This window comes from Chitinimonas violaceus (genome assembly GCF_052601015.1).
This window is the reverse complement of record NZ_JBQXDJ010000001.1, coordinates 179865-204457: the sequence shown is the minus strand read 5'-3', so window position 1 is coordinate 204457 and position 24593 is coordinate 179865. Positions and strand designations below refer to the sequence as shown.

At 53.2% G+C, this 24593-nt stretch carries 24 protein-coding genes; 18 read left to right on the top strand and 6 right to left on the bottom strand.

From position 1 onward, the window contains the following. Positions 1–54: 54 nt before the first annotated feature. The 4 genes from topA to ACUHMQ_RS00880 form a co-directional block, all read right to left on the bottom strand. A complete protein-coding gene (topA, locus tag ACUHMQ_RS00895; RefSeq protein WP_445293548.1) occupies positions 55–2358 on the bottom strand; it encodes a type I DNA topoisomerase in 2304 nt (767 codons plus the stop codon). A gap of 384 nt (positions 2359–2742) precedes the next feature. Beyond that, complete coding sequence (locus tag ACUHMQ_RS00890) at positions 2743–3201, bottom strand: DUF494 family protein (RefSeq protein ID WP_445293547.1); 459 nt, start codon at positions 3199–3201, stop codon at positions 2743–2745. 72 nt (positions 3202–3273) lie between these two features. Beyond that, on the bottom strand, positions 3274–4368 hold the full coding sequence (gene dprA, locus ACUHMQ_RS00885) for a DNA-processing protein DprA (protein WP_445293546.1): 1095 nt from the start codon (positions 4366–4368) through the stop codon (positions 3274–3276). A 137-nt stretch (positions 4369–4505) separates the two neighbouring features. Next, on the bottom strand, positions 4506–5579 hold the full coding sequence (locus ACUHMQ_RS00880) for a LysM peptidoglycan-binding domain-containing protein (protein ID WP_445293545.1): 1074 nt from the start codon (positions 5577–5579) through the stop codon (positions 4506–4508). Positions 5580–5685: 106 nt separating this feature from the next. Between ACUHMQ_RS00880 and def the strand changes: the two genes are divergently transcribed. The 18 genes from def (at position 5686) to ACUHMQ_RS00790 (ending at position 23277) form a co-directional block, all read left to right on the top strand. Continuing rightward, positions 5686–6189 (top strand): peptide deformylase, encoded by a 504-nt coding sequence (gene def, locus ACUHMQ_RS00875; RefSeq protein WP_445293544.1) that lies wholly within the window; start codon positions 5686–5688, stop codon positions 6187–6189. A 96-nt stretch (positions 6190–6285) separates the two neighbouring features. Beyond that, entirely contained in the window at positions 6286–7209 is a 924-nt protein-coding gene (fmt, locus tag ACUHMQ_RS00870; protein WP_445293543.1) for a methionyl-tRNA formyltransferase, read from the top strand. Between the two features lie 225 nt (positions 7210–7434). Next, positions 7435–8706, top strand: a complete 1272-nt coding sequence (gene rsmB / locus ACUHMQ_RS00865) for a 16S rRNA (cytosine(967)-C(5))-methyltransferase RsmB (RefSeq protein ID WP_445293542.1) — start codon at positions 7435–7437, stop codon at positions 8704–8706. A gap of 40 nt (positions 8707–8746) precedes the next feature. Further along, entirely contained in the window at positions 8747–9274 is a 528-nt protein-coding gene (locus tag ACUHMQ_RS00860; protein WP_445293541.1) for a DUF4390 domain-containing protein, read from the top strand. A gap of 215 nt (positions 9275–9489) precedes the next feature. Beyond that, on the top strand, positions 9490–11661 hold the full coding sequence (locus ACUHMQ_RS00855) for a sensor histidine kinase (protein WP_445293540.1): 2172 nt from the start codon (positions 9490–9492) through the stop codon (positions 11659–11661). Further along, positions 11654–12928: a sigma-54-dependent transcriptional regulator gene (locus tag ACUHMQ_RS00850; protein WP_445293539.1), complete on the top strand. Its 1275-nt coding sequence runs from the start codon at positions 11654–11656 to the stop codon at positions 12926–12928. The genes ACUHMQ_RS00855 and ACUHMQ_RS00850 overlap by 8 nt, the downstream gene beginning before the upstream one ends. A 369-nt stretch (positions 12929–13297) precedes the next feature. Continuing rightward, positions 13298–13684, top strand: a complete 387-nt coding sequence (gene crcB / locus ACUHMQ_RS00845; RefSeq protein WP_445293538.1) for a fluoride efflux transporter CrcB — start codon at positions 13298–13300, stop codon at positions 13682–13684. A 78-nt stretch (positions 13685–13762) separates the two neighbouring features. Further along, on the top strand, positions 13763–14506 hold the full coding sequence (gene modA, locus ACUHMQ_RS00840; protein WP_445293537.1) for a molybdate ABC transporter substrate-binding protein: 744 nt from the start codon (positions 13763–13765) through the stop codon (positions 14504–14506). 9 nt (positions 14507–14515) lie between these two features. Beyond that, positions 14516–15193 carry a molybdate ABC transporter permease subunit gene (modB, locus tag ACUHMQ_RS00835; protein ID WP_445293536.1) on the top strand — a complete coding sequence of 226 codons (678 nt, stop codon included), beginning with the start codon at positions 14516–14518 and terminating at the stop codon, positions 15191–15193. Then, entirely contained in the window at positions 15190–16260 is a 1071-nt protein-coding gene (modC, locus tag ACUHMQ_RS00830; protein WP_445293535.1) for a molybdenum ABC transporter ATP-binding protein, read from the top strand. The genes modB and modC overlap by 4 nt, the downstream gene beginning before the upstream one ends. Positions 16261–16560: 300 nt before the next feature. Then, positions 16561–17328, top strand: coding sequence for an SDR family NAD(P)-dependent oxidoreductase (locus ACUHMQ_RS00825; protein WP_445293534.1), 768 nt, complete (start codon positions 16561–16563; stop codon positions 17326–17328). 185 nt (positions 17329–17513) lie between these two features. Further along, positions 17514–18230 carry a cupin domain-containing protein gene (locus ACUHMQ_RS00820; protein WP_445293533.1) on the top strand — a complete coding sequence of 239 codons (717 nt, stop codon included), beginning with the start codon at positions 17514–17516 and terminating at the stop codon, positions 18228–18230. A 355-nt stretch (positions 18231–18585) separates the two neighbouring features. Beyond that, a complete protein-coding gene (locus ACUHMQ_RS00815) occupies positions 18586–19842 on the top strand; it encodes a glutamate-5-semialdehyde dehydrogenase (RefSeq protein ID WP_445293532.1) in 1257 nt (418 codons plus the stop codon). Between the two features lie 504 nt (positions 19843–20346). Continuing rightward, a complete protein-coding gene (locus ACUHMQ_RS00810; RefSeq protein ID WP_445293531.1) occupies positions 20347–21513 on the top strand; it encodes a methyl-accepting chemotaxis protein in 1167 nt (388 codons plus the stop codon). Between the two features lie 230 nt (positions 21514–21743). Continuing rightward, positions 21744–21869 (top strand): hypothetical protein, encoded by a 126-nt coding sequence (locus ACUHMQ_RS00805; RefSeq protein WP_445293584.1) that lies wholly within the window; start codon positions 21744–21746, stop codon positions 21867–21869. Next, complete coding sequence (gene rsfS, locus ACUHMQ_RS00800; RefSeq protein ID WP_445293583.1) at positions 21826–22206, top strand: ribosome silencing factor; 381 nt, start codon at positions 21826–21828, stop codon at positions 22204–22206. Before ACUHMQ_RS00805 ends, rsfS begins: the two co-directional genes overlap by 44 nt. Next, positions 22203–22670 carry a 23S rRNA (pseudouridine(1915)-N(3))-methyltransferase RlmH gene (gene rlmH, locus ACUHMQ_RS00795; RefSeq protein WP_445293530.1) on the top strand — a complete coding sequence of 156 codons (468 nt, stop codon included), beginning with the start codon at positions 22203–22205 and terminating at the stop codon, positions 22668–22670. The genes rsfS and rlmH overlap by 4 nt, the downstream gene beginning before the upstream one ends. 7 nt (positions 22671–22677) lie before the next feature. Further along, positions 22678–23277 (top strand): Maf family protein, encoded by a 600-nt coding sequence (locus ACUHMQ_RS00790; RefSeq protein WP_445293529.1) that lies wholly within the window; start codon positions 22678–22680, stop codon positions 23275–23277. 43 nt (positions 23278–23320) lie between these two features. On the opposite strand, the gene ACUHMQ_RS00785 is transcribed toward ACUHMQ_RS00790, so the two are convergent. After that, entirely contained in the window at positions 23321–23929 is a 609-nt protein-coding gene (locus tag ACUHMQ_RS00785) for a DUF4124 domain-containing protein (RefSeq protein WP_445293528.1), read from the bottom strand. A 14-nt stretch (positions 23930–23943) separates the two neighbouring features. Continuing rightward, positions 23944–24585 (bottom strand): orotate phosphoribosyltransferase, encoded by a 642-nt coding sequence (gene pyrE / locus ACUHMQ_RS00780; RefSeq protein WP_445293527.1) that lies wholly within the window; start codon positions 24583–24585, stop codon positions 23944–23946. Positions 24586–24593: the final 8 nt, after the last annotated feature.

Here is a 24593-nt window from a genome sequence, read left to right as displayed (position 1 = left end):
GAGGCTGCCGTGAAATTAACGGGCTCGATCTGGTGACCGAGCCCATATCAGTGCCTATTCCACGCTCTCAGCTTTCGCTGCCAACTGCTCCGGGGTCATCACCGATTCAGTATGTCCACATTCCTTCTGCGGGCATACCTTTTCCAACCCACGACGTTTGGTCGTCTTGAGGGTCATCACCGGCCAATTACACTTGGGGCAAGTTTCATTGATGGGTGGATTCCACGTGGCATAAGTACACTTGGGATAAGTATTGCAACTGTAAAAAAGCTTACCGTAACGAGACTTGCGTTCGATCAGCATCCCTTGCTTGCATACTGGACAACCTACACCGGTATCCTTTGGCTTCTCCAGCGGTTCGATGTGCTTACACTTCGGATAATTGGCACAGCCGATGAACTTGCCGTATCGGCCAGTCTTGATGATCAGCTGCCCGCCATCGTCCGGGCAGACGCGATCTTCGATTACCTGGACCGCCTCTTCGGCTTTCTGTTCCGCCGTTTCGTTCATATCACGGGTGTAATCGCACTCCGGATAACCCGTACAACCGACAAAGCGTCCTCGTTTGCCCAAGCGTACAGTCAATTGCTTTCCGCACTTTGGACATGCTTCATCCAACGCTTCATGCGTTACTTCCGAACGTTTCAGTGACTTCTTTTCCTCGATCTGGCTTGAAAAACCAGACCAGAATTCCTGCATCACCGGTATCCAATCGCGGTCGCCATTGGAAATCTCATCAAGCTTGTCTTCCAGCCTGGATGTGAATTGGTAGTCGACATACTGGGCAAAATGGTCGGTGAGGAATTTATTCACCACTTCACCCGTATCGGTCGGCAGGAACCGCTTTTTATCCAGGTTGACGTATTCCCTGTCCTTCAAGGTCTTGATAATGGAGGCGTAGGTCGACGGCCGGCCGATACCAAACTCCTCAAGCGCTTTCACCAGACTGGCTTCAGAGAACCGCGGCGGCGGTTGGGTGAAGTGCTGCTCACCAAACAGCTTATCGACGGGCACTTCCTCGCCAGTCTCTAACGGTGGCAACTTGGCGTGATCTTCGTCCTCCGCGTCATCCACATCTTCTTCATACACCGCAAGGAACCCGGCAAACACCTGTACCTGACCACTGGCACGGAACATCGCCTCACCCACTGCAATATCAACGCTGGTGGTATCAAACCGCGCAGGCGCCATCTGGCTGGCCAAAGTCCGCTTCCAGATCATTTCGTAGAGCTTGAACTGCTCGGGGCTCAGACAGGCTTTTACCGATGCAGGCGTACGCAAAATCGAGGTAGGCCGAATCGCCTCGTGCGCTTCCTGAGCATTCTTGGACTTGTTCTTATAAGTTACCGGCTGAGCAGGTAGTGATTCGGCATCAAAATTGTTGCTGATGAACTCGCGAATCTCCGCCACAGCTTCGTTGGCCAACGCTACCGAGTCTGTACGCATATAGGTAATCAGACCCACTGTGCCATCTGCCAGTGCGATACCTTCGTATAGCTGCTGGGCAGTGCGCATGGTCTTATCGGTGGTCATGCCCAGCTTACGTACAGCTTCCTGCTGCATGGTCGAAGTAGTAAACGGCGCGGTTGGGTTCCGACTTTTCCGCTTCTTCTCCACATGGGTGACAGAAGCGGACTTACCCTCGATTGCCTTGAGTATCTCGGCCTGGCTGGCTTCGTTCGGCATATCGAACTGTTCCAGCTTCTTACCACGCCATTCATTCAGCCGAGCGCCAAACTTGGTCCGACCTTTATGGCTATCGAGATGGATCGACCAGAATTCTTGCGAAACGAACGCACGAATTTCTTTTTCACGTTCACAAATCAACCGCAAAGCCGGGCTCTGTACTCGACCAGCTGACAGGCCGGATCGTACTTTCCGCCACAGCAACGGGGAAAGATTGAACCCCACCAGATAATCAAGCGCGCTACGGGCTTGCTGGGCGTTAACAAGATGAGCATCCACATCCCGGGGATGCGCTACCGCAGCCAGTACTGCGGACTCGGTGATTTCGTGGAAAACCACCCGTTTGACCAATTTATGGTCCAACGCTTTCCTGCCATTCAGAATTTCCAACAAATGCCAGGAGATCGCTTCACCTTCACGGTCCGGGTCAGTTGCGAGGTAGACGCTTTTGGCAGCCTTTGCCGCTGTCACAATGGCATCTACATGCTTGGCATTCTTGGGGATGATCTGGTACTTCATCGCAAAATCATGGTCGACATCCACCGAGCCATCCTTGCGGACCAAGCCACGGACGTGACCATAGGAGGCAAGAATCTCAAAATCCTTGCCCAGATATTTCTTTAATGTTTTCGCCTTTGACGGCGATTCGACGATCAGTAGGTTATCAGCCATGCGGGCTCCGCGAGTGGCGGGTTTCATTCAACATAGAAAAGCCTGGACAGATTTGCCCAGGCAGGACTTTATCCTTAAGAAAACGTTCGAACTTTACAGCGTCTACCAATCTGCCCCAGGTACTACCAGAAGCAGCCGAGCTGTTGTTTGCGAACAGATTCCAATAGGAACAATGTAGGTGCGGGTAAATTATTTTCCAATTTCCCGAATCTAGGAATACCACAGAGAGCCAATCCCCACTCTCACCAAGCAGCCATTTAAGGGCCTATGTGTTGCTCGAAACCATCAAGTACGCAGTACATCCGGCTTCTGCGCTGCGCTTCTGCTTACTTGACAGCCTCTCGCAATAGATCAGGAACAAGCTCTAGGATCGTAAATAGCTTTCTAGTGCATAGCGACATCAGACTCACTGAACAATAACTCTTCGATCAAGAGATTGGCCAAATCGTTGCCCTGCCGCCATAAAACCATCAATGCCACACGCTTTACCGCCTCATCATCAACCAATTGAGCATTACTTTGCATCAATTGATCGATCAAAAGCTCACGCTGGCCTGAACTTAGCGCCCCGGAGCTCGATAAATAGTGGAACAAAGATTGCGCTTCAGCAGTCAATCGACTGGCTTCACGAGGATGCAAAACGCGCGGCAACGACGTACCCCGATCCAACACAGCGTAAGGCGCGAGATCAAGCTGGTCGAATTCAGACAGCCAGTCCAGCGCTTCATCGATTTCATCCTCATCGAAACCGGCTGCCGACAATTGCCTTGCAAGCGCATTACGATCGGGATAGTCGTCAAGCGAGACATATTGTTCGAAGAGAAAAGCTAGCACATCGAACATGGGAAGAAGACCTCGATAACAGGGTAGGACATGCCGCCCTCAGGCAGCTTTTTCTGCATATGTTGCCGCAGGTCAAACAAGTCGTTGGTAACGACCACCAGGGAGCTTGGCCACCCGGCCATCCAACTCCAGCGTCAACAGCATCGCGTAGCTCTGCTCGGGCGTCAAGCCAGCCCTGTCGGTCAGCGTATCGATATCAACAGGGTCATACCCCAGCACCGCCAGCAAGGCCGCGGCTTCCGCATCAATTGCTCCCCTCTCGTCAGTATAGTGAGAAGATTGCGCCATCCCCCCTGAATCACTACCCAGTTCATCAAGAATATCTGCAGCAGTCTCAACCAATTTGGCGCCTTGCTTGATCAACAAGTGACATCCTTTAGCTACAGGTGAGTGGATGGAGCCAGGTATTGCAAACACTTCTCGCCCCTGCTCTGCTGCTTCGCGGGCAGTAATCAGTGAACCACTTTGCAAGGCGGCTTCCACCACCAGTACACCACGCGCCAACCCAGAAATAATACGATTCCGCCGCGGAAAATGACCGGGCTTGGCCGGTGTACCAAGGGGAAATTCAGAGATGATGGCTCCCGAGCGGGCAATCTCGTGCGCCAAAGCATGATTGCGGGCTGGATAGACAATATCGAGCCCGGTACCAACCACCGCAACCGTGGAGCCAGGCCCCATCAAACCACCACGGTGGGCAGCCGCATCAATACCCAGCGCCAAACCGGAAGTGATACACCAACCTTGTAAAGAGAGTTCACGCGAAAACGCTTCCGCATTCTGAACACCTTGAGGCGTGGCATTACGACTGCCCACCACGGCGATACCGGATCGACCAAGCAAGGCTGCATTGCCTTTCAAATATAAGAGCGGGGGCGGGTCAGCTATTTGCAACAGACGAGGTGGATAATCCGGGTCCGACAAAGTCAGCAGTCGATTCTCCAGTTCATCCAACCAGCGTAATGTAACCTCAAGCAACTCAGGCATCGGCCCTTGCTTGAGCGTTTTGGCTAACTTTGCGGGAATATATTGACTGAGGGTAGCGACACTGGCGTCCAGTACCTGCGACGGAGTTCCAAGCGCAGAGAGCAGGCGCACTGCATAGGCAGGCCCCATGCCATGCACCAACATCAGCCTTAACCAGGCCTCGCTATCTTGCTCTCGCATTCAATCCTCTGGAACCCGTCAGAAGCCTGTCGTGAAAGCCGTCAGCAGAGAGGGGCAGCACGGAAAGATCGTGGACAGGCAACGATTAATGGGGGAGAAGCAGCTGATGCTGCCATACAACTCCCCCACCCGTTACATCAAGGATTGCGTACTTCGTCGAGTAAATTGACAGGTCTGCTGCTGTTCAGTACCAAGCCATAGGCAAGTTTGGGGAACACTTGGTAGATAAACACAAAGCCGTTCTTCTCAGCCGGTGCCATCTTTGTTGCTTCTCCTGGACTTTCCTTCTTCACAGGACGAGGCGCCTTGAATGCCTGCAGCACATGACCCAGCACGATTCCTTCACGCTCACCCTTGTTGATCACCACTGTAGTGTAAGGACCCGCGTCATTCACACCGCCGTAGGTGGATATCACTTTGCCATGCACTTCCGTGTCTGGCACACGTGGTACATAGTTCGGGTATTCACGACGCGGTTTCAGAATCAGACGATCATTGATCGAGACTTCCTGAACCACGCGCTGCACCTTCAATGTGCTGACATCACCTACGGAAACAACATCCGCATCCGCCGCGTAATTGACCTGATAGCCAAGCACTTCTTTGGTATCTGGATCACGAATTTCTTTCCCACCATTGAATGCCTGCCAAGTCTCACCAGGGTTGCCCGTCAGATTGACAGCGTACATCGTATCGCCGGTAGTCATCACCACACGGTCTTCAGGACCCAATGCAACACGCGGTGCATTCTTATAAGCCTGTTCGTCCACAATCTGTGGCTTGGACAAATACGGCTCAATGGCCTGGGGCGGAATTGTTGCGGCAGCTTGAGAGTCGAATTGGGTAATACGAATGCGTGGGTCTAATTTCATGTCCGCACGCCTACCATCGTTATTCTTGTTACCCAGAAGGCGCAGGCGTGGATTGCCGCCACTGGTATCAAGCACAATCACGTCACCGGGATAAATCCAATGAGGATTCTTGATCTCATCGCGGTTCATGTTCCATATCTGCGGCCAACGCCATGGGTCTTTCAGGAATTTCCCGGAAATATCCCAAAGGGTATCGCCTTTGACTACCACGTACCGTTCAGGCGCGTTCTCCTGAAGACGCAGTTCATCAGCAATGGCCGGAAAAGTCATTGTCAGCGCTATAATGGCGCCGGATATCAGTCGGGAAATGAGCGAAGTACGAGTTGCTGGCAGAGGCATTGTCCAAGTCCTTGTTTGACTGCAGCTTAAACACGGCAATTATGCCGAGTGCATTTAAACCGATTGTTCAAATTCTGCATTCAAATACTTAAGCTAGCAAGAAAATATGGCGATTCTGAATATCCTGCATTATCCCGACGAGCGTTTACATAAAGTCGCCCGCCCTGTGGAAATAGTCGACGACGAAATTCGTCGCCTCGTTGAAGATATGGCCGAGACGATGTATGACGCCCCCGGCATCGGCCTCGCAGCAACACAGGTCAATGTCCACTTGCGGGTGATCGTGATCGATACCAGCGAAGAGAGAAATGGATTGTGTGCTTTCATTAATCCTCGGATTATTTCCGCAAACGGCCAAGTACTTTCTGAAGAAGGTTGCTTATCCGTACCCGGCATTTATGAGTCGGTTGATCGTGCCGAGCACATCGTGGTGGAAGCGCTAGACCAAGATGGCCAACCTTTTCAGATCGAAGCTACGGGCTTACTGGCCAATTGTATTCAGCACGAGATCGATCACCTCGATGGCAAAGTATTTGTTGAGAAACTTTCCCGCCTAAAACAAAGCCGTATTCTCAACAAACTAAAAAAAAACCATCGAAAGACAATGTAGTAAATTGAGTGCGTAAAGCAAGTCGGCCGGCTCCAATGTCGGCCGACTTACTTATTGGCGATTCGTATTTTGCCTATTGGATAAGCAGGTTTTTCTATGAAAATAATTTTTGCCGGCACACCCGAATTTGCTGCTTCTGCATTACAAGCGCTACTCGATGCAGGTCATGAAATAGCATTGGTTTTAACACAGCCGGACCGTCCTGCAGGCCGCGGCATGAAGTTGGTGGCGTCACCAGTTAAACAATTAGCCGAACGCCAAGGCATCCCTGTCTATCAACCGGAAAAACTTCGTACAGCCGAGCAACAAGCACCATTAGCTGCAACCGAGGCCGACGTCATGATCGTTGCAGCCTACGGCATCATTCTGCCTCAAGCTGTGCTCGATCTACCCACCAGAGGCTGCCTCAATATTCACGCCTCGCTTCTACCACGCTGGCGCGGTGCAGCCCCTATTCAGCGCGCGATCCAGGCGGGTGATACCAAAACCGGTATCACTATCATGCAAATGGATGCAGGCCTTGACACTGGGGCAATGCTCAGTACACATACCGTCCCGATCACCCATGCAGATACCACCCGCAGTCTGCATGACAAACTTGCCGCCTGCGGCGCCGAAGCCGTCGTAGCTGCATTGCGAGATATCACATCGCTGCAATTGAACGCTACGCCACAACCGGTGGCAGGTGTGACCTATGCGGAGAAAATTCGTAAGGAAGAAGCCTCCATAGATTGGCAATTACCAGCGAAGGAAATCGTACTGCGCCTACGCGCATTTGATCCTTTCCCCGGTTGTACAACCCTTTACGAAGAAACCCTTATCAAGTGCTGGGCTGGAGAGACCAGCAATGAACAAAGTAATCCAGGAACAATATTGGCGGCAGATGCGCAAGGTGTATTGGTTGCAGCTGGTGCCGGTGCCGTACGGATCACCGAGTTACAACGACCTGGTGCCAAGCGTCTTAATGCACGCGATTTCCTGGCGGGCGGCAAACTCCAAATCGGCGAAGTACTGCGTTGATCCGCTCAAAACGCTTATTTACCACACGTAAGCTCCACTTCTTCCGCCGTTCTCGTCTTGCCTCGCTTTAGTTCGAGAAACATTAAACGATTCCCAAGAGCCTGCTCACCGCCTTACTACACAGCCGTAAACAGGTTCCATAGAAAAACAGACGGCATCACCTTTCGCATGCGATGCCGTTGAACCCATCGGGTGTTCAGCCACACCGAATCTAGAAGGTACACCATGCTTTTGAGTCAGCGCCTTGCCAGCGAAGCCGTTGCCGCCGTTCTGGCTGGTCGTAATCTGTCTGATGTTCTTATGCGACAGCGTCAGCAAAATACAACGCTAGAACCGCGTCAACGCGCTTCTGTGCAGGACATCGCCTATACCACCTTGCGCCACTACGGTGAGATCGACTTCGTGTTGCGCAAGTTGCTTAAGCGCGCGGATACCGATCCCGCCGTACGCAGTCTGCTCGCTATCGGGGTCGCTCAATTGGCTTGGGGAAGGGCAGCGCCCTATGCGGTTGTAGACCACGCAGTACAGGTAGCCAGTCAGCTTAATGGTGGTTTTGCCAAAGGCATGGTGAATGCCGTGCTACGCAACTTTTTGCGGCAGAAGGACGTCCTAATGGCAGCAGCAGCTAAAGACGAAAAAGCACGCTGGAATCACCCTGGCTGGTGGGTAGCAGCCATGCGTCGCGCCTATCCGCAAGAATGGCCCGCCGTGCTGCGCGCCAACAATCAACATCCACCCATGAGCTTGCGCGTGAATGGCCAAAAGATCAGCCAAGCAGCCTATTTGACACAGTTGCGAGCAGCTGGTCTAGAAGCCATGGCCACTGACGACGTCGGCATACTGCTGGAGAAACCGGTGCCGGTGGACCAATTGCCCGGATTTTTCGAGGGGCTGTGTTCAGTGCAAGACCTGGGCGCGCAATACGCAGCTCAGTTGTTGGGGGTAACCGCGGGTATGCGCGTGTTGGATGCCTGCTGCGCCCCAGGGGGCAAGACTGGTCATCTGCTTGAGTTGGCGAATGTTGATTTGCTTGGGCTGGACATTGATACGACGCGACTTCAACGCGTGCAAAGCAATCTCGACCGGCTGGGCCTAAAAGCAAGCCTGAAACTCGGTGACGCGAGTAAACCAAGCGAATGGTGGGATGGCCAACCTTTTGACCGCATCCTGGCCGACGTACCTTGTTCCGCCTCCGGCGTTGCCCGTCGGCATCCCGATATCAAATGGCTGCGTCGCCCCGCTGACTTTGCACAATTTGCTACGCAACAAGCCACGATGCTGGACGCATTGTGGGTCTGTCTAAAGGCCGGTGGTACACTGCTTTATGCGACCTGTTCGGTTTTCCCGCAGGAAAATCAAGAGCATGTCACCGACTTTCTGAACCGACATCCCGATGCTCGGCAGCTTCCTCTGCCGTCACATTTACCGGCCAGTGGCCAACTGTTGCCCAACGACCGCCACGATGGCTTCTTCTACGCACTGCTCGCCAAGGCTTGAGCTTATCCGCCGGGTTGTGCTTCTGTTTGCATGCTTCTGGATGGTGCAAGCCTCAGCCAGCACAATCGAGCTGGAAAGTAGTTCCGGACTCGAGCGAGACGGGCAGCTCAGCGTAGATGCCCGTTTCAAGGTCAACCTGGACAGCGTGCACGAAAGCGCTTTGCTTTCCGGCATACCGCTGACCTTCGCCGTCGAATTCACCTTGACCGAGCCGCGTTGGTACTGGGCTTGGCGACGCGTTACCGACTGGTTTGATCCCAGCGCTCGTCTTGATTTCAAGCTGTCCTACCATAGCCTGACCCGGACCTATCGCGTTGGGGTTGGCACGCTCTATCAAAGTTATGACACGCTAAGTGGGGCATTACGGGGGCTCGGGGTAATGCGTGAATGGCGCGTGGCGGAACGTGGCTCCGTCACACGTAAATTGGACAGCCGCTTCGCCGGGGAACTCACCATGCGGCTAGATCTGGACAGCCTGCCAAAGCCGCTGCAATTGAGCCTGCTCGGAGATGCGGACTGGCGCCTGGAAGCAGAGCCGGTCAAGATTGAATTCCACGAAGCACATTAGAAACTGTTTCGTTCAACTTTGCTTCCGGTCAGGCCGGAGTGATGAAATGAAACCGAGCCTGTTTACGATCCATTTTTGCCACCTGAATCCGCATCCATGAGGAGCCGCGAACAGATCAGGTAAAGATTGTTGTAAATTTGAAACACTAAATCTGATTCAAAACCCACCGATGCATCCTTTCTTTTTCCCCCTGGCAAGCAAGGCATATCCACTCCATGCGTAACACTGTGGTATTGCTGGGTTCTCTGGCCGCCATCTTGCTGTTCCTGCTTGCCACAGCCAGCAGCAACACCACGCTCTTCGGGCAGTATTACGAATGGTTAGTCGGCCTGAATGCGCTGATGGCAGCCGGTCTTACTGCCCTGGTTGTCGCAAGGCTGATGCGCTTGCGCAAGCAGGTTACAGCCAGGCTGTTTGGCTCGCGGCTGGCTTGGCGATTGACCTTGATGTTCGCGTTGGTGGCCGTTTTGCCCGGTGCACTGGTCTATACGCTATCCGTACAGTTTCTGACCAAATCGATCGAAACCTGGTTTGATGTACGTGTCGACAATGCCCTCGATAGCGGTCTGAGCCTGGGCAGTAGAGCACTCGACTATTCGCTGGACGACCTGATGCAAAAAGCGAGAGTGCTGTCTGGCGAGCTGGCTGGCGACGTCGGTCCAGAAGCGCTCGCTACTCTGACCCGTCTGCGTGAACAGGCAAACGTACAGGAAGCGACGCTGTTTAACGCGCGAGGCAGGGTCATTGCCCATGTTGGTGATGAACGCGCCAACCCGGTACCGCTGGTGCCAGAGCGCGCCATCCTCAAGCAGGTTTTGGCGCAGATACCCTATCGGGCGCTGGAATCCACACCCGACTATGGGCTCAGCCTGCGGGTAATCGTGCCGGTCAATCCGAACTACAGCAGTAGAAACAGCTTCGGCCCTGAAACACGCGCCCTGCAACTAATCCAGCCCGTACCCAAAAAGCTGGCGGATGATGCAGAAAAGGTTGAAAAGGTGCGTAATGACTACAAACGACTGTCGCTGTCCCGTAGCGGCCTCAAACTCACTTACGGGCTGACGCTCACCCTTGCGCTTCTACTGGCGCTCCTGGCAGCCGTGGTACTCGGCATGTTCCTGTCGGAAAAACTCGCAGCGCCGCTTACGGTGCTCGCAGCCGGTACCCGTGCAGTTGCCCAGGGCGACTATTCCCAGGTACAGCCCATCGTCAGCCAGGATGAGCTGGGCACACTTACGCACAGCTTCAATCGCATGACACGCCAGTTGGCAGAAGCACGCGACCAATTGGAACAGAAACAACGAGAAACCACTGCCGCCAAAGCGTACCTGGAAACCGTGCTGGGCAGCCTGACTGCTGGCGTACTGACTTTCGACGAACGCTGGCGGCTGCGTGCCGCCAACCTGAGTGCGGCCAGCGGTCTGCACGCAGAAGTCGGCCTCCTGGATGTGATGCGGCTGCCAGATTGGCCGGAAACCTACCCTCACTTGGCGGGCTTCGCAGCCGGCTTGATTGCCGCCTTCGAAGAAAGTGATGGAGAGTGGCAACGCCAGTTGGAAGTGAACTTTGATGGCAACAAGCGCATTCTGCTGGCGCGTGGCGCCAAACTGCAGGAATCAGAGGGCCGACCGAGTGGCGCTGTCGTGGTGTTTGACGATGTCACCGACCTGCTACGTACCCAGCGCGATGCCGCTTGGGGTGAAGTAGCCAAGCGCCTGGCCCACGAAATCCGTAATCCGCTTACTCCTATCCAGCTCGCGGCAGAGCGCTTGGAACATAAGCTGACAGACCAGCTGGATGAGGCTGGCCGTAATGTGTTGACCCGTTCCACTCAAACCATTGTGTCCCAGGTAGGTGCGTTGAAGCGCATGGTGGACGAGTTCCGGGAATATGCGCGCCAACCCTCCACCGTATTAGCGCCAGTTGATGTCAAAGCCTTGCTGGAAGAGGTTTTAGTACTCTACGAAACCGCGCCGATAGAGCGCGAAGACCTCAGCGAAGGTCCGTTATGGGTGCTTGCCGACGTCACGCAACTACGTCAGGTAGTGCACAACTTGCTCAAGAATGCCCAGGAAGCTGCCAGTGGCGATATGCTCGTTCGTATACGCTTACGTACCGAACAACGCCGGAACGCGGTACGATTGTCGGTAGAAGACAACGGTCCAGGCTTTGATGAGGCGATTTTGCAACGTATATTCGAGCCTTATGCAACCACCAAGCTGAAAGGCACCGGTCTTGGGCTGGCCGTGGTGAAAAAGATTATCGACGAACATCACGGCCAGATAGCTGCTTTTAATGTCGAACCGCATGGCGCTTGCGTGCGGATAGACCTGCCATTGGCAGAAGGCAATACGCAAATAGCATCAGGGGAGAGCACGCGTGGGTAGTAACGATATTCTGATCGTTGACGACGAAATCGGTATTCGCGAGTTGTTGTCAGAAATTCTGCAGGACGAAGGTTATCGGGTTGTCGTAGCGGAAAATGCTAAGCAAGCCCGCCAATATCGCAACCAAGGCCGACCATCGCTGGTATTGCTGGATATCTGGATGCCAGACACAGATGGTGTGACGTTACTCAAGGAGTGGGGCAGCAACGGGCAATTGACCATGCCGGTGGTAATGATGTCTGGCCACGCCACCATCGATACCGCTGTCGAAGCAACCCGGATTGGCGCTTTCGACTTCCTGGAAAAGCCGATCGGCCTGCAAAAACTGCTGTCCACCGTCAAGCGGGCGCTCAAGCATGGCGAAGTACAGCCCAAGGTGGCGGAAAATTCGCTGGCTGCATTGGGTAAGAGCCCACAGGTCTTGATTCTGAAAAAGCAACTCGATCAGGCACAAAACCTTGCCATGCCGCTCTTGTTGACTGGCGAGCCTGGCAGCGGCTTCGTCGCTTGTGCCCGCTACCTGACCCGGGCGACAGCCTCCTTTGTCGCACCAGACAGCCAGGATGCCCTGGTGGAGAGTGGTGTTGATCTGGTTACACGGGCCGCCAACGGCACGCTTTTCCTGCGGGACATCGGCCACTATGAACGACGTGCACAGGCGGCATTGGTCAGCCTGTTGTCTAAGATCGAAAAGCATAATGTCCGCTTGATCTGCGCCACGTCAAAGAGCCTACCTGAGTTGATCGACCGTTTCGATCCTGCGTTGTTCACCTATTTGTCGCAGCTGGTTGTGCCGCTGCCAGCCTTGCGTGAGCACCGTGAAGATATTCCGGAGCTGGCTGAGCACACGCTGGCAAGCGTGATTGAGTCCAACAAGATCGGTCCCCGCCGCTTCACTTCGGCCGCGCTTAATGCGCTGCGTCAGCATGACTGGCCCGGGAATCACGAGCAGCTTCATAACATCGTCAAGAGCTTGGCGATGACATCAACTGATAGCGATATCGATGCCGTACCAGTAAGCCGGGTATTGGCGCAGTTCTCGCCACCACGGGCACAAGCCATCTCCTTGAACAGCCCACAGTTCAATTTCGACCAGCCGCTACGCGATGCACGCGATGAGTTCGAACGGGCTTATTTCGAACACCATATCGGCCAGGAAGGCGGCAATATGAGCCGTGTGGCAGATAAGGTAGGGTTGGAGCGTACGCACTTGTACCGCAAGCTCAAACAGTTGGGTGTGCAAGTGGTGAAACGGCCTCGTGCTTAAAAAACCTGCTCACGATCTTACTGCGCAGCTTTGATCAGGATTTATGTGCTGTTCTGCACCCTGCTGACAACTGCTCGTGACAGATCTTGAACAAGTTCTAAGTACGCGAGTGCTGTAGCAATTCGACACTCTTTTTAGCGTGCTTTGTAAAACCAGCTTACGGCTTGCCGTAAGCTGGTTTTACATCAGCAGGGCTGCCTTAGAACCTGTTCAAGGTCTCACGAGCTATAGCGAGATAAGACGAAAACACCCATGGAAACGGGGTTTACGAATGGTAAATGAGCACCCTGAAAGGGCATTTAACGCCGGATTACAAACGCGCAGCAGAATTTGTGCAGGCTCTACGCCTCCAACAGAGTCGCCCTCTCTATGTGGTTAGCCGTAGTCGCCATTGCCCTAGGGGCCGCACTTGGGGCACTGGCCCGGTGGGGACTCAGCCTCTGGCTTAATCCTCTTCTACCCAATCTCCCTCTGGGCACCCTGGCTGCGAACTTATCTGGTGGATATTTTGTCGGTCTGGCCCTAGCTTTCTTCAGCGCGAACACAAGTCTGTCTCCCGAATGGCGATTGTTTATCGTCACAGGTTTTCTTGGTGGATTGACCACCTTCTCCACCTTTTCTGCAGAAGTGGTAGGCATGCTGCTCAAGGGACAATACGGTTGGGGGTTGCTGACCGCCATAGTGCATATGCTTGGCTCATTCGCCATGACAGCTGCGGGTATCTACACTATTCAGCTAACCTCGCGCCCAGCTTAGAACCTGCGGCAAAGTTCAGATTCAAAGCCTGCCATGGCGTACCCAGGTGTACTTTTTCAACCATACATGAAGATGATCATGAGTAAGTCTGTTGGCATCACTATGCTCTGCAGTCTGGTTAGCTTGGCGCATGCCGATGAAGTCAACGTTGCCGTGGCAGCCAATTTTCAACAACCAATGCAGCAGATAGCCCAAGCTTTCGAGCAAGCGAGCGGCCATCGGGTCCGCGTATCGGCTGGCGCAACCGGCAAGCTTTATGCGCAGATCGTCAACGGAGCCCCCTTTGAAGTCCTACTGTCAGCCGACAATGAAACACCGGAACGATTGGATCAGGAAGGTCTCGCCGTACCAAACAGCCGCTTTACTTACGCAATTGGTCGGTTGGTCTTATGGAGTACCAAATCAGAGGTGGTTGATGCCAAAGGGGACGTTCTACGCACCGGCAATTTCCAGCATCTTGCCATCGCCAACCCCAAACTGGCTCCCTATGGCCGAGCAGCCCAGGAGACGCTGCAGGCTTTGGGCCTGACCAACCAGCTAACCGGGCGGATCGTAACCGGGGAGAGCATCGCCCAGACCCATCAGTTTGTTGCCACTGGCAATGCCGAATTGGGCTTTGTGGCGATGTCGCAAGTCTATGCGCAGGGCAAGTTGCTCAGTGGCTCGGCATGGATCGTACCTGACAACCTGTATCAGCCCATCCGCCAGGACGCCGTTTTGCTGAAACAAGGGCAGAATCAACCTGCCGCCAAAGCGTTGATTCAATTTCTTCGCAGTGATGTGGCGCGGAAAATCATCAGCAGCTATGGCTATTCCTGGTAGGCAGCCATCATGCTGCTAGCGCCTGAAGACTGGTCGGCTATAGGGCTGACACTCAAGTTGGCAGCGTTCACCACCGTACTTCTACTGTTACTGGGTATGCCTCTGGCGTGGTGGCTAAGCCGCTCTACACACTGGCTCAGCAAGGTAGTCGGCGCTGTTGTCACGCTGCCATTGGTTCTCCCACCCACCGTATTGGGCTTCTACCTATTGTTAGCGCTCGGCAACCAAGGGCCACTGGGACAACTGACAACAGCACTTGGCTGGGGTCTGCTGCCTTTCAGTTTCAGCGGGCTTTTGTTGGCATCAATGCTCTATTCGCTACCCTTTGCCATCCAACCCCTGCAACAGGCCTTTCAAGCCATAGGCAATGCACCACTGGAAGCGGCAGCGACATTACGTGCGCCACCGATCGACACTTTCCTTCATGTGGTACTACCACTGGCAAAGCCTGGGCTGATTACCGCCACGGTGATGACTTTTGCCCATACAGTCGGCGAGTTTGGCGTAGTGCTGATGATAGGGGGCAATATCCCCGGCAAGACCCGCGTCATCTCGGTACAGCTGTATGACCATGTCGAAGCGCTTGAATACACCCAGGCACATTGGCTTGCTGGTGGCATGCTCTTATTCAGCTTCGCAGTCCTACTGGGGTTGCAGCTGCTGCAAAAGCGCGGAACTACGTCATGAGTCTGCGTGCAAACCTGCAATTACAACGCAGCGCGTTTAGTCTGGATGCCGAGTTCTCTTTGCCAGCTCGCGGGGTAACTGTGCTGTTCGGCCCTTCCGGCTCTGGCAAAACCACCTTGTTACGCTGCCTCGCTGGCTTGGAAACCCAGGTAAGTGGAGAAATCTGGCAAGGCGATGTTTGCTGGCAAGACAGTACCCGCAAGTTCTTCCTACCCTGCTGGCAACGGGGTATCGGCATGGTATTCCAGGATACTCGACTATTTCCCCATTTGGATGTCCGCGGCAATCTGGCTTTTGGCTACCAACGTACGCCGGCAGCCCTACGCAAGATCGATTGGCAGCAAACCTTAGATTTACTGGAACTGACGCCGCTTCTGGCACACCGGCCAACACAACTTTCAGGCGGCGAACGGCAACGCATAGCCATCGCCCGAGCCTTGCTTACTTCGCCTTCCCTACTGCTGCTCGATGAACCTCTGGCTGCTCTCGACCAAACCCGCAAATTGGAAATCCTGCCATATCTGGCCCAGATACAGCAGCAACTTGATCTACCCATGGTCTACATCACCCACGCAATGGATGAAGTAAGCCGACTGGCCGATCATCTGATTCTGATCCATGAAGGAAGAGTACAAGCCCAAGGCCCACTGTCTGCAACTTTATCGCGCCCCGACCTCCCCAGTATTTTCGATGAGGAACTCAGCGTAATCCTCGAAACCGAACGGCTAAGCGTCGACCCACACTACAACTTGGCCCGCCTGGCATTTAGTGGCGGTGAGCTGCTAGTACCTGATCTTCCACGGCATGGTACAAAACGGCGCGTTCGTATCCTGGCACGAGATATCAGCCTTTCATGTGGTCCTCACAACGACGTAAGCATCCTCAATCGTCTGCCAGCAACCGTACGCAGCATCCACCCGGCCAGTCATGCCGCCCATGTTTTGATTACCCTAGATGTTGGCAGCAGCCAAATGCTGGCGCGCATTACCCGATACTCCCTCGATAAACTTGGCATTGCACCAGGCACCCAAGTATGGGCTCAGATCAAATCAGTCGCGTTGCTTTGAGGAACCGTTTCGGCAGTTGAGATTCATCACTTGACAACAAACCTACCAAAAGGTAGATTTCGGTTTATTGGTACTAAGCAAGCGCTCCTCGATAACAGAACTCATCTGTTCCCGTTGGTACATGGGACTTAGTTATTGCCAGCTTGGCAATATGTGATGTGAGGGGTTTTGCTGGTAGCTCAGGAAATACTGCCTGTTGACAGCTTGAGGCAAGCTATTGATAGGACTGTAGATTCCTTTGTTCGAACAAATTAATTTCTTTTTTTGTCATCTTAATCTACCTATTAGAAGGGTTGTGAAATGAGTAACTTTAATCAGGCGACGGTTCTTGTTCTTGGCGGCACCAGTGGTATGGGCAAAGCAACGGCACGCAGAATCTTGCAGGGGGGCGGTAACGCCATCATCGTCGGGCGTGACCAACCTACCATTGACGCTACGGTCGCAGAATTGAGCACACTAGGCTCGGCATCCGGCATTGTTGCCGACTTTTCGAAGCAAGCTGATGTTGAATCTTTAATCGCCCGTATCCACAACGACCTGAAAGTAGACTTGCTGGTCAACGCAGCCGGCCTATTCCTGCCAAAAACCTTTCTTGAACATACCGGTCCGGACTACGACCAATACATGGTACTCAACCGTGCATTCTTCTTTCTGACACAAGCTTTTGCAAAGAGTCTGGTTGAGCGCAAAGCCAAGGGGGCCATCGTCAATATCGGTTCCATGTGGGCCAAACAGTCCATCAAGGCAACGCCTTCGACTGCTTACTCCATGGCCAAGGCTGGCCTGCACTCCATGACACAACATTTGGCTATGGAGCTGGCTGACTACGGTATTCGCGTCAACGCGGTTTCACCCGCCGTCGTACAGACCCCGATTTATGAAGGATTCATCCCGAAGGAGCAAGTCAACGATGCACTGCAAGGTTTCAATGGTTTCCATCCACTTGGCCGCATCGGCACGCCCGATGATGTCGCAAACGTGATTGCCTTCCTGCTCTCTGAAGAGGCGGGCTGGGTAACAGGTGCTGTTTGGGACGTTGACGGTGGCGTGATGGCCGGTCGCAACTAACAACTGAAGAGAATCAGGAGACAACACCACCAAGCAGTACGAGGAAATTCATCGCAACTTCCAGTGTGTGTCACCCAACTGATTCAACCTTGCCGCGCCGGTGAACTTCGAAGGCTTTGGCGAGGTAGTTTACGCCGGGGCCGAACGTGATTGTTCGGCCCATTGCAATAAACAGGAGATTCACGATGCGCATCAATGCAGATTTTGAGCGCCGGGTCGTCATTTCACCCACTATGTCACCTTGGATCACCTCCCCTCAAATGGGCGTGGAGCGCCGATTACTCGATAGGATAGGTGGAGAGAAAGCACGGGCCACATCCATTGTCCGCTACGCCCCAGGCTCTTACTTCGCCGAGCACGTCCATACAGGTGGCGAAGAAATTCTGGTGCTTGAAGGTACGTTTTCCGATGAAACCGGCGACTACTCAGCAGGTACCTATATACGCAACCCTGCGGGCAGCGTGCATAAGCCTTACAGTACTATAGGCTGCACACTTTTCGTGAAACTAAATCAGTTCGAACAGGACGATGTCTTACAAACGCGGATAGATACAAAGCAGGCACTTTGGCACCAAGGTATGGTTGAAGGCTTATCGGTATTGCCTCTGCATGCACATGGCACTGAACATGTGGCACTGGTGCGGTGGGCGCCAAACACCTACTTCAATCACCATCGTCACTGGGGTGGAGAGGAAATTCTCGTCCTGGAGGGCACCTTTCAAGACGAACATGGCCACTATGCGCCAGGCACCTGGATACGCAGCCCACATCTTTCCATGCATACACCCTTTAGCGTGGAGGGATGCCTCATTTACGTCAAAACAGGACATTTGTCTTCGGTAACAGACCAGCTGACATATGCCCAGACTCGCGGCCACGTTCTGGATGAGATCGCTCAGTAACCCGAGGTAGAAAACCTCAGAGCCTGTTCAAAGTCTCGCGAGCTAAAGCAAGACAAGGCGAAAACAACTGAGGAAGCGGAGTTTACATGGGGTAAATAAGCATTCCGAGGGCGTTTTTAACACCGTATTGCTGACGCGCAGGAGACTTTGAACAGGCTCTTAGAGAGGTGATCTCATTGATGACAAGTGGACCGAAAAAGGAGCGAACTCGCAACCTCCGCATTACGAATGCGCAGCTCTTCCAGCGGAACTATTGGTCTGAACAGGGTTAAATCTGAGCGCGCCGAATCAGCCCTACAAGCCGTTGGCGAATCTGGCAGAATCAAGTTGAACATCTGTATAGGGAGCAGCGGACATGGATATCAAGCAATACATGAATGAAGTAGGACAAGCCGCTCGCGCCGCTTCACGCCAGATTGCACGGGCGGATACCAACGCCAAGAACGCAGCGCTCCATGCCATGGCGAGCGCAATTGAGCGCGATGCCGAAGCATTGCTAATCGCCAATGCATCAGACGTGGCAAACGCGCGTGCTGCCGGTCTTGATGCAGCGCTACTGGACCGCCTGACCTTGACCGCCAAAGGCGTCGCCGCAATGGCGGAAGGCTTGCGCCAGATTGCCAACCTTCCTGACCCAGTGGGCGAAATGAGCGATTTCGCTTACCGCCCCTCCGGCATCCAAATAGGCAAGATGCGCGTACCACTAGGTGTGATTGGCATCATTTATGAAGCCAGACCAAACGTAACGGCAGATGCAGCAGGACTTTGCTTGAAATCAGGAAATGCTGCGATCTTGCGCGGGGGGTCTGAAGCCACGCTTAGTAACCAGGCCATCGCCAAGCTGGTAAAGGAAGGGTTACGCATTGCAGGCCTACCCGAGCGCGTTGTTCAAGTCGTAGAGACCACAGACCGCGCAGCGGTGGGTGAGCTAATTACGATGAGTGAGTTTGTAGACGTGATCGTACCGCGAGGTGGCAAGGGACTAACCGAGCGTATTGCAAGAGAAGCCCGGGTACCTGTCATCAAGCATTTGGATGGCATCTGTCACGTATATATCGATAGCGAGGCTGACCTCGAAAAAGCAGTACGGATTGCCGACAACGCCAAAACCCATCGCTACGGCACATGCAACACAATGGAAACCCTGTTGGTGAATGACGATATCGCCAAGACGGCACTACCTTTACTTGCAAGTATCTATGCTGCCAAAGGTGTGGAACTACGTGGCTGCCCCCGTACACGCGATCTTGTACCCACAGCCTTGGTTGCCACAGATGAAGATTGGCGTACCGAATACCTGGCACCCATTCTGGCCATTCGTGTCGTAGCAGACCTTGATGCTGCTATCAATCATATCAACGACTATGGCAGCCACCATACCGATGCCATCGTGACAGAAAACTACAGCAAGGCGCGTCGTTTTCTACGGGAAGTCGATTCAGCCAGCGTCATGGTGAATGCCTCGACACGATTTGCAGATGGCTTTGAATATGGCCTCGGAGCAGAAATTGGCATCTCGACCGATAAAATCCATGCACGAGGCCCTGTCGGGCTTGAGGGGCTGACCAGTCAGAAGTGGATAGTACTCGGTGACGGCCAAATACGTGGCTAAGGCCCTGTTCATGATCTTACTGCGCAATTGTGATCAAGACTTGTGTGCTACTCGAAAGCCTCATGTATCAACAATGTACATGCCAGTTTCTGCGCTACGTCCTCCCGACAGCTGCTCTTACAGATATTGACCAAACTCTAAGTGTTCCAGAACTTCCTTATAGTTGGGTTCAACCAAACATAGAACAGGTCCCGAATTGCTATCTACTTGGCGCTCTTATCCCCGAGCGCACAATGGTAAAGCCCCAGATACATTTTTATACTTCTGAGTGGTTGTTGATACCTACCAGATCAGCTAACTTAAAGTGGCGGCCCCTTCCGTCGGTACTGAGCACTTAAAGACTCATGCGCCACAAAGACGAAAATACCGATTATCCCGGTCAAGTACGTCTGCCAGCCCAATGAACTTGCCGTGTTTCACGCCGAATTGACCCTCCACCGGTCAGGCCCATCTCCAGTACGCACGAGAAACGCTAATTCTCCAATCAAAGGAGCGAGCATTCCTATGCAAACACTGACCTTCGCTCAACGCGCTTGGCTTGCATTCATACTATTGGCGGTCATGAATTTGGCAACAGCGCTTGCCGCCAGTATGAATGCGGATTCCAGCATAGTGTGGGCTTTTGCTGGGGGTGGAGCTGTAGCCGCATTGATAGGTGGTGGCTGGTGGGTAAGCCGTGCGGTGCAAGGACTGCAAAAAGTGGAAACCGCACTCATAAATATCAAGGAGGGTAATTTCCGTACCAGCCCACATATCGAACAGGGGGACGAATTTGGGGAAATGATCGCATCGGTCAGGTCACTTTCAGCCCATCTGCACACTCTGATCACCGATGTCCTGTCCACCTCCCAAAAAGTCGCTACGCAGTCACATCAACTCGATCATTCAGCCGAAGCACTTGCCAAGCAGACCAATATACAAAGCGAGCAAACTTCAAAAGTTAGCGCAGCGACTGAAAGAATGAGTGTATCCGTCACCGAAATCAGCCGTGCCACTCATGAAGCTACCGCCAGTGCGCAACAAGCGAAAGTAGTTGTACGAGAAGGTGAGGCCAATATGCAGGCCAGCCTGGCATCCACCAACCGCATTGTTACGGTTGTGGGCGAGGCGCGTGCCACATTGGATGATCTGAACCAGGCTGTCGCCAGAATTGGCAGCATGACTGGGACAATCAAAGAAATTGCCGATCAGACCAATCTCCTGGCTTTGAATGCCGCTATTGAAGCAGCACGTGCTGGGGAATCAGGCCGTGGTTTCGCGGTAGTGGCAGATGAAGTACGCAAACTGGCTGAGCGTACGAGTCAGTCGACTCAGGACATCAACAACAACGTCACCAATATTCAGCTGGTAACCCAGGCCACGCTGATGACCATGGATGACGCTGTAGCAGAGGTTGCCAATGGCACAGCCTCTATTGAAGCCAGTAATCGTAATTTGGAGGCGGTTGCTCAAGCTGCCGAGCATACGGTGGAAATGACCAGCCAGATTAGCGCCACGCTCCGCGAGCAATCCACAGCAGCAGAAGAAGTGGCAAAAACTATCGAACGTATGGCCAACACCATAGAAGCCAATAACCGTGAAGCACAGGACGTTGCATTATCTGCTGAGCGGCTCTCTCAGACAGCTGTTTCTCTGAAAGGGTTGGTAGCCCATTTCGAGAGGTCGATCTGAGAATCCGTTCAAAGTCTGTTACATACCCGCGATATCGTGTTCAAAACACACTTACAACTGTTTCTTACACCATCAGAAGAACAAGTCCCACCGACAATTCAAACACTTAGCGTGACCCCCTCTGGGGATACAGGTACAATCCCGCTTTTGCTAACAACGCCGCTCGCCATTTCCTGCACTGCTCTTGGAATCCCTTTCACAGCGGGCAACAAGCTGTGACTTCAAATTCCATGCCGTGTTCGATTACGCCGGGCGGCATTTGCTTTATCAGGCCAACAAATAACCATGACTCAACACCTCACCATCGAGCAAATGCGCGATATCGCTGTCACCGCCTTGGAAGACATCAAAGGTGAAGATATTCTGGTGCTCGACACCACCAAACTGACATCCATGTTTGAATGCATGGTCGTTGCTTCGGGTAACTCCAATCGCCAAGTCAAAGCATTGGCCAACAGCGCACGGGAAAAACTCAAGGAAGCCGGCGCTGAAATCCTCGGCATGGAGGGTGATGCCACAGGTGAATGGGTCCTGCTGGATGCAGGCCCGCTGATTATCCACGTCATGCTCCCAGCCGTACGTGACTACTACAACATCGAACAATTGTGGGGCGGCCAAAAACCAACATTCAATCCCACTCGCCCATGGGAAGCGGCTATCCAAGCTCACGACGATCCTGACAGCAAAGCGTGAAGCTCTATATCATCGCAGTCGGGCACAAAATGCCCGACTGGGTGGAGACCGGTTACAAGGAATACGTCAAACGCATGCCGCGGGAAGCCATGATTGAACTGATTGAGTTGAAACCCGGGCAGCGTTCGGGCAGCTCGGTTGAGAAAGCCATGGAAACTGAGCGTGACCGTATCTTGGCTGCACTCCCTCCTGGCTGCCATAAAGTTGTCCTGGACGAACGTGGTGCCAATTGGACCACACTGAAACTGGCCGACAAGCTGAAGAGCTGGCACCGTAATGGTGGTGATGTAGCGTTTGTTATCGGCGGTGCCGACGGTCTGCATCCAGACATCAAACAGCAAGCCCACGAGCTGTTGCAGCTTTCAGCCCTGACTCTCCCACATGGTATGGTTCGCATACTGTTAGCGGAGCAGCTTTATCGTGCTGTCGCTATCAACCAAGGCCACCCCTACCACCGTGAATAGCAGCCAAATGCACCACAGACCAGCTATCTACCTTGCATCCGCCAGCCCACGGCGACGTGAATTGCTGACACAAATCGGTATTCGGTTCGAACGGGTAAGCTGTGAAATCGATGAGACGCCAAAGCCAAGTGAAACTGCCATAGCCTATGTGGAACGACTCGCTCGCGCCAAAGCTGAAGCAGGTATTGCTGCAGCCTTGGCTGCTGGCCTACCCAAACGACTACTACTAGCGGCGGATACAACAGTAGCTTTCGGGAATGTAATACTTGGCAAACCACTTGATGCAGACGATGCGCAGGCGATGCTTGGCCAGCTATCCGGCAGCAGTCACGAGGTCCTAACAGGTGTGGCGATTAGTAATGGCGAACGTACCGAATACGCGCTCTCACGAAGCACTGTGCGCTTTCGAACTTTAAGTGCTTCAGAAATTGCTGCCTATGTGGCGAGTGGGGAGCCTATGGATAAGGCCGGCAGTTATGGGGCTCAAGGTCTGGGTGCCGTACTGATTAATGAGATTCAAGGTAGTTTCAGCGGAGTGGTCGGTCTCCCACTTACCGAAACCGTAACCTTGCTGCAACGTTTCGACTATCCATTTTGGTCAGCATAATTGCGCTACCATCCAAATAAAAAACGCCCTGTTCGGGCGTTTTTTATTTGGAGCTGGGGCCCCGTAATTCAGTGAACCGCTTCTTATCATCTTCCGCCCGCTGACGGAGCTGGGCTATATTGGCTTCTTTTTGCTTGATATCTTCATTGAGCTTAGTGAGATCCGCTTGGCGCTCCTGAATTGAATTACGCAAGTCTTCAGGGATAGGTTTATTACTTGTAGTGATCTTATTCGCTCTGGCTAGCACAGTGTCCAAACGTTTCTGCGCCGCCTCAATCCGCCCCTTATCAGACTGAATACTTGCCTGCAATTGCTCCACATTACGAGCCAGGAGTGCATCAATCTCGCTGGTACTGGTAAAGCTATTAAGCAGCGCTTTGTCACGCCGACGGGCTTCCATTTCTTTTTGAGCAGCTTCACGCTGCTTGGCGAGCTCTTTCTCTTTTGCAGCCTTCTGTTCAGGGGTGAGAAGCCCTTCGGACTTATCTACTACCATGCCTCGACTATTCAGCTTGGTTGTGCCTTGGGTCGTCTGTTGATGGGGTGGCTTATCGCTGTACTGTATCTTGCCATTTTCATCCACCCACTTGTATATGGCGGCCGAAGCAGGCAGACAAATCAACAGGGCTAGTAATGGCAGATGAGTACGCATAGTTCCAGTTTTCCTTAGACGACGCCGTATTCGGCGCGATAACGCCGAACCTCGAGCAAATTTCGTTCCAGTTCTGGTTGCCCATTCAAATAATCGATCAAGTCAGTAAGATTCGCTATAGCGATAACTGGGATACCATACTCGGCTTGGACTTCTTGAACTGCTGACTGAGCCCCTTGCCCACGTTCCTGACGATCCAACGCAATCAGCACCCCTGCCGGCACCGCCCCCTGGGCACGGATCAGCTCAACGGATTCGCGCACGGAAGTACCCGCGGATATCACATCATCGATAATCATGACCCGACCCTTAAGCGGGGCTCCTATCAAAGTACCACCTTCGCCATGATCTTTGGCTTCTTTGCGATTAAAGCAAAACGGTACATTACGACCTTTTTGGGCTAAGGCCACAGCAGTTGTGGCTGCCAGCGATATCCCCTTGTAAGCCGGCCCAAACAACATATCGAACGGCACATCAGAAGCGATTACCGTGTCCGCATAAAAACCCGCCAGTCGACCAATACTCGCACCATCATGAAACAAGCCCGCATTGAAGAAATAGGGAGACTGCCGGCCTGCTTTGGTTTGAAACTCACCAAAGCGAAGTACTTGCTGTTGAACGGCAAAGGCGATGAAATCGGTACGAACATTTGACATATTAGTGA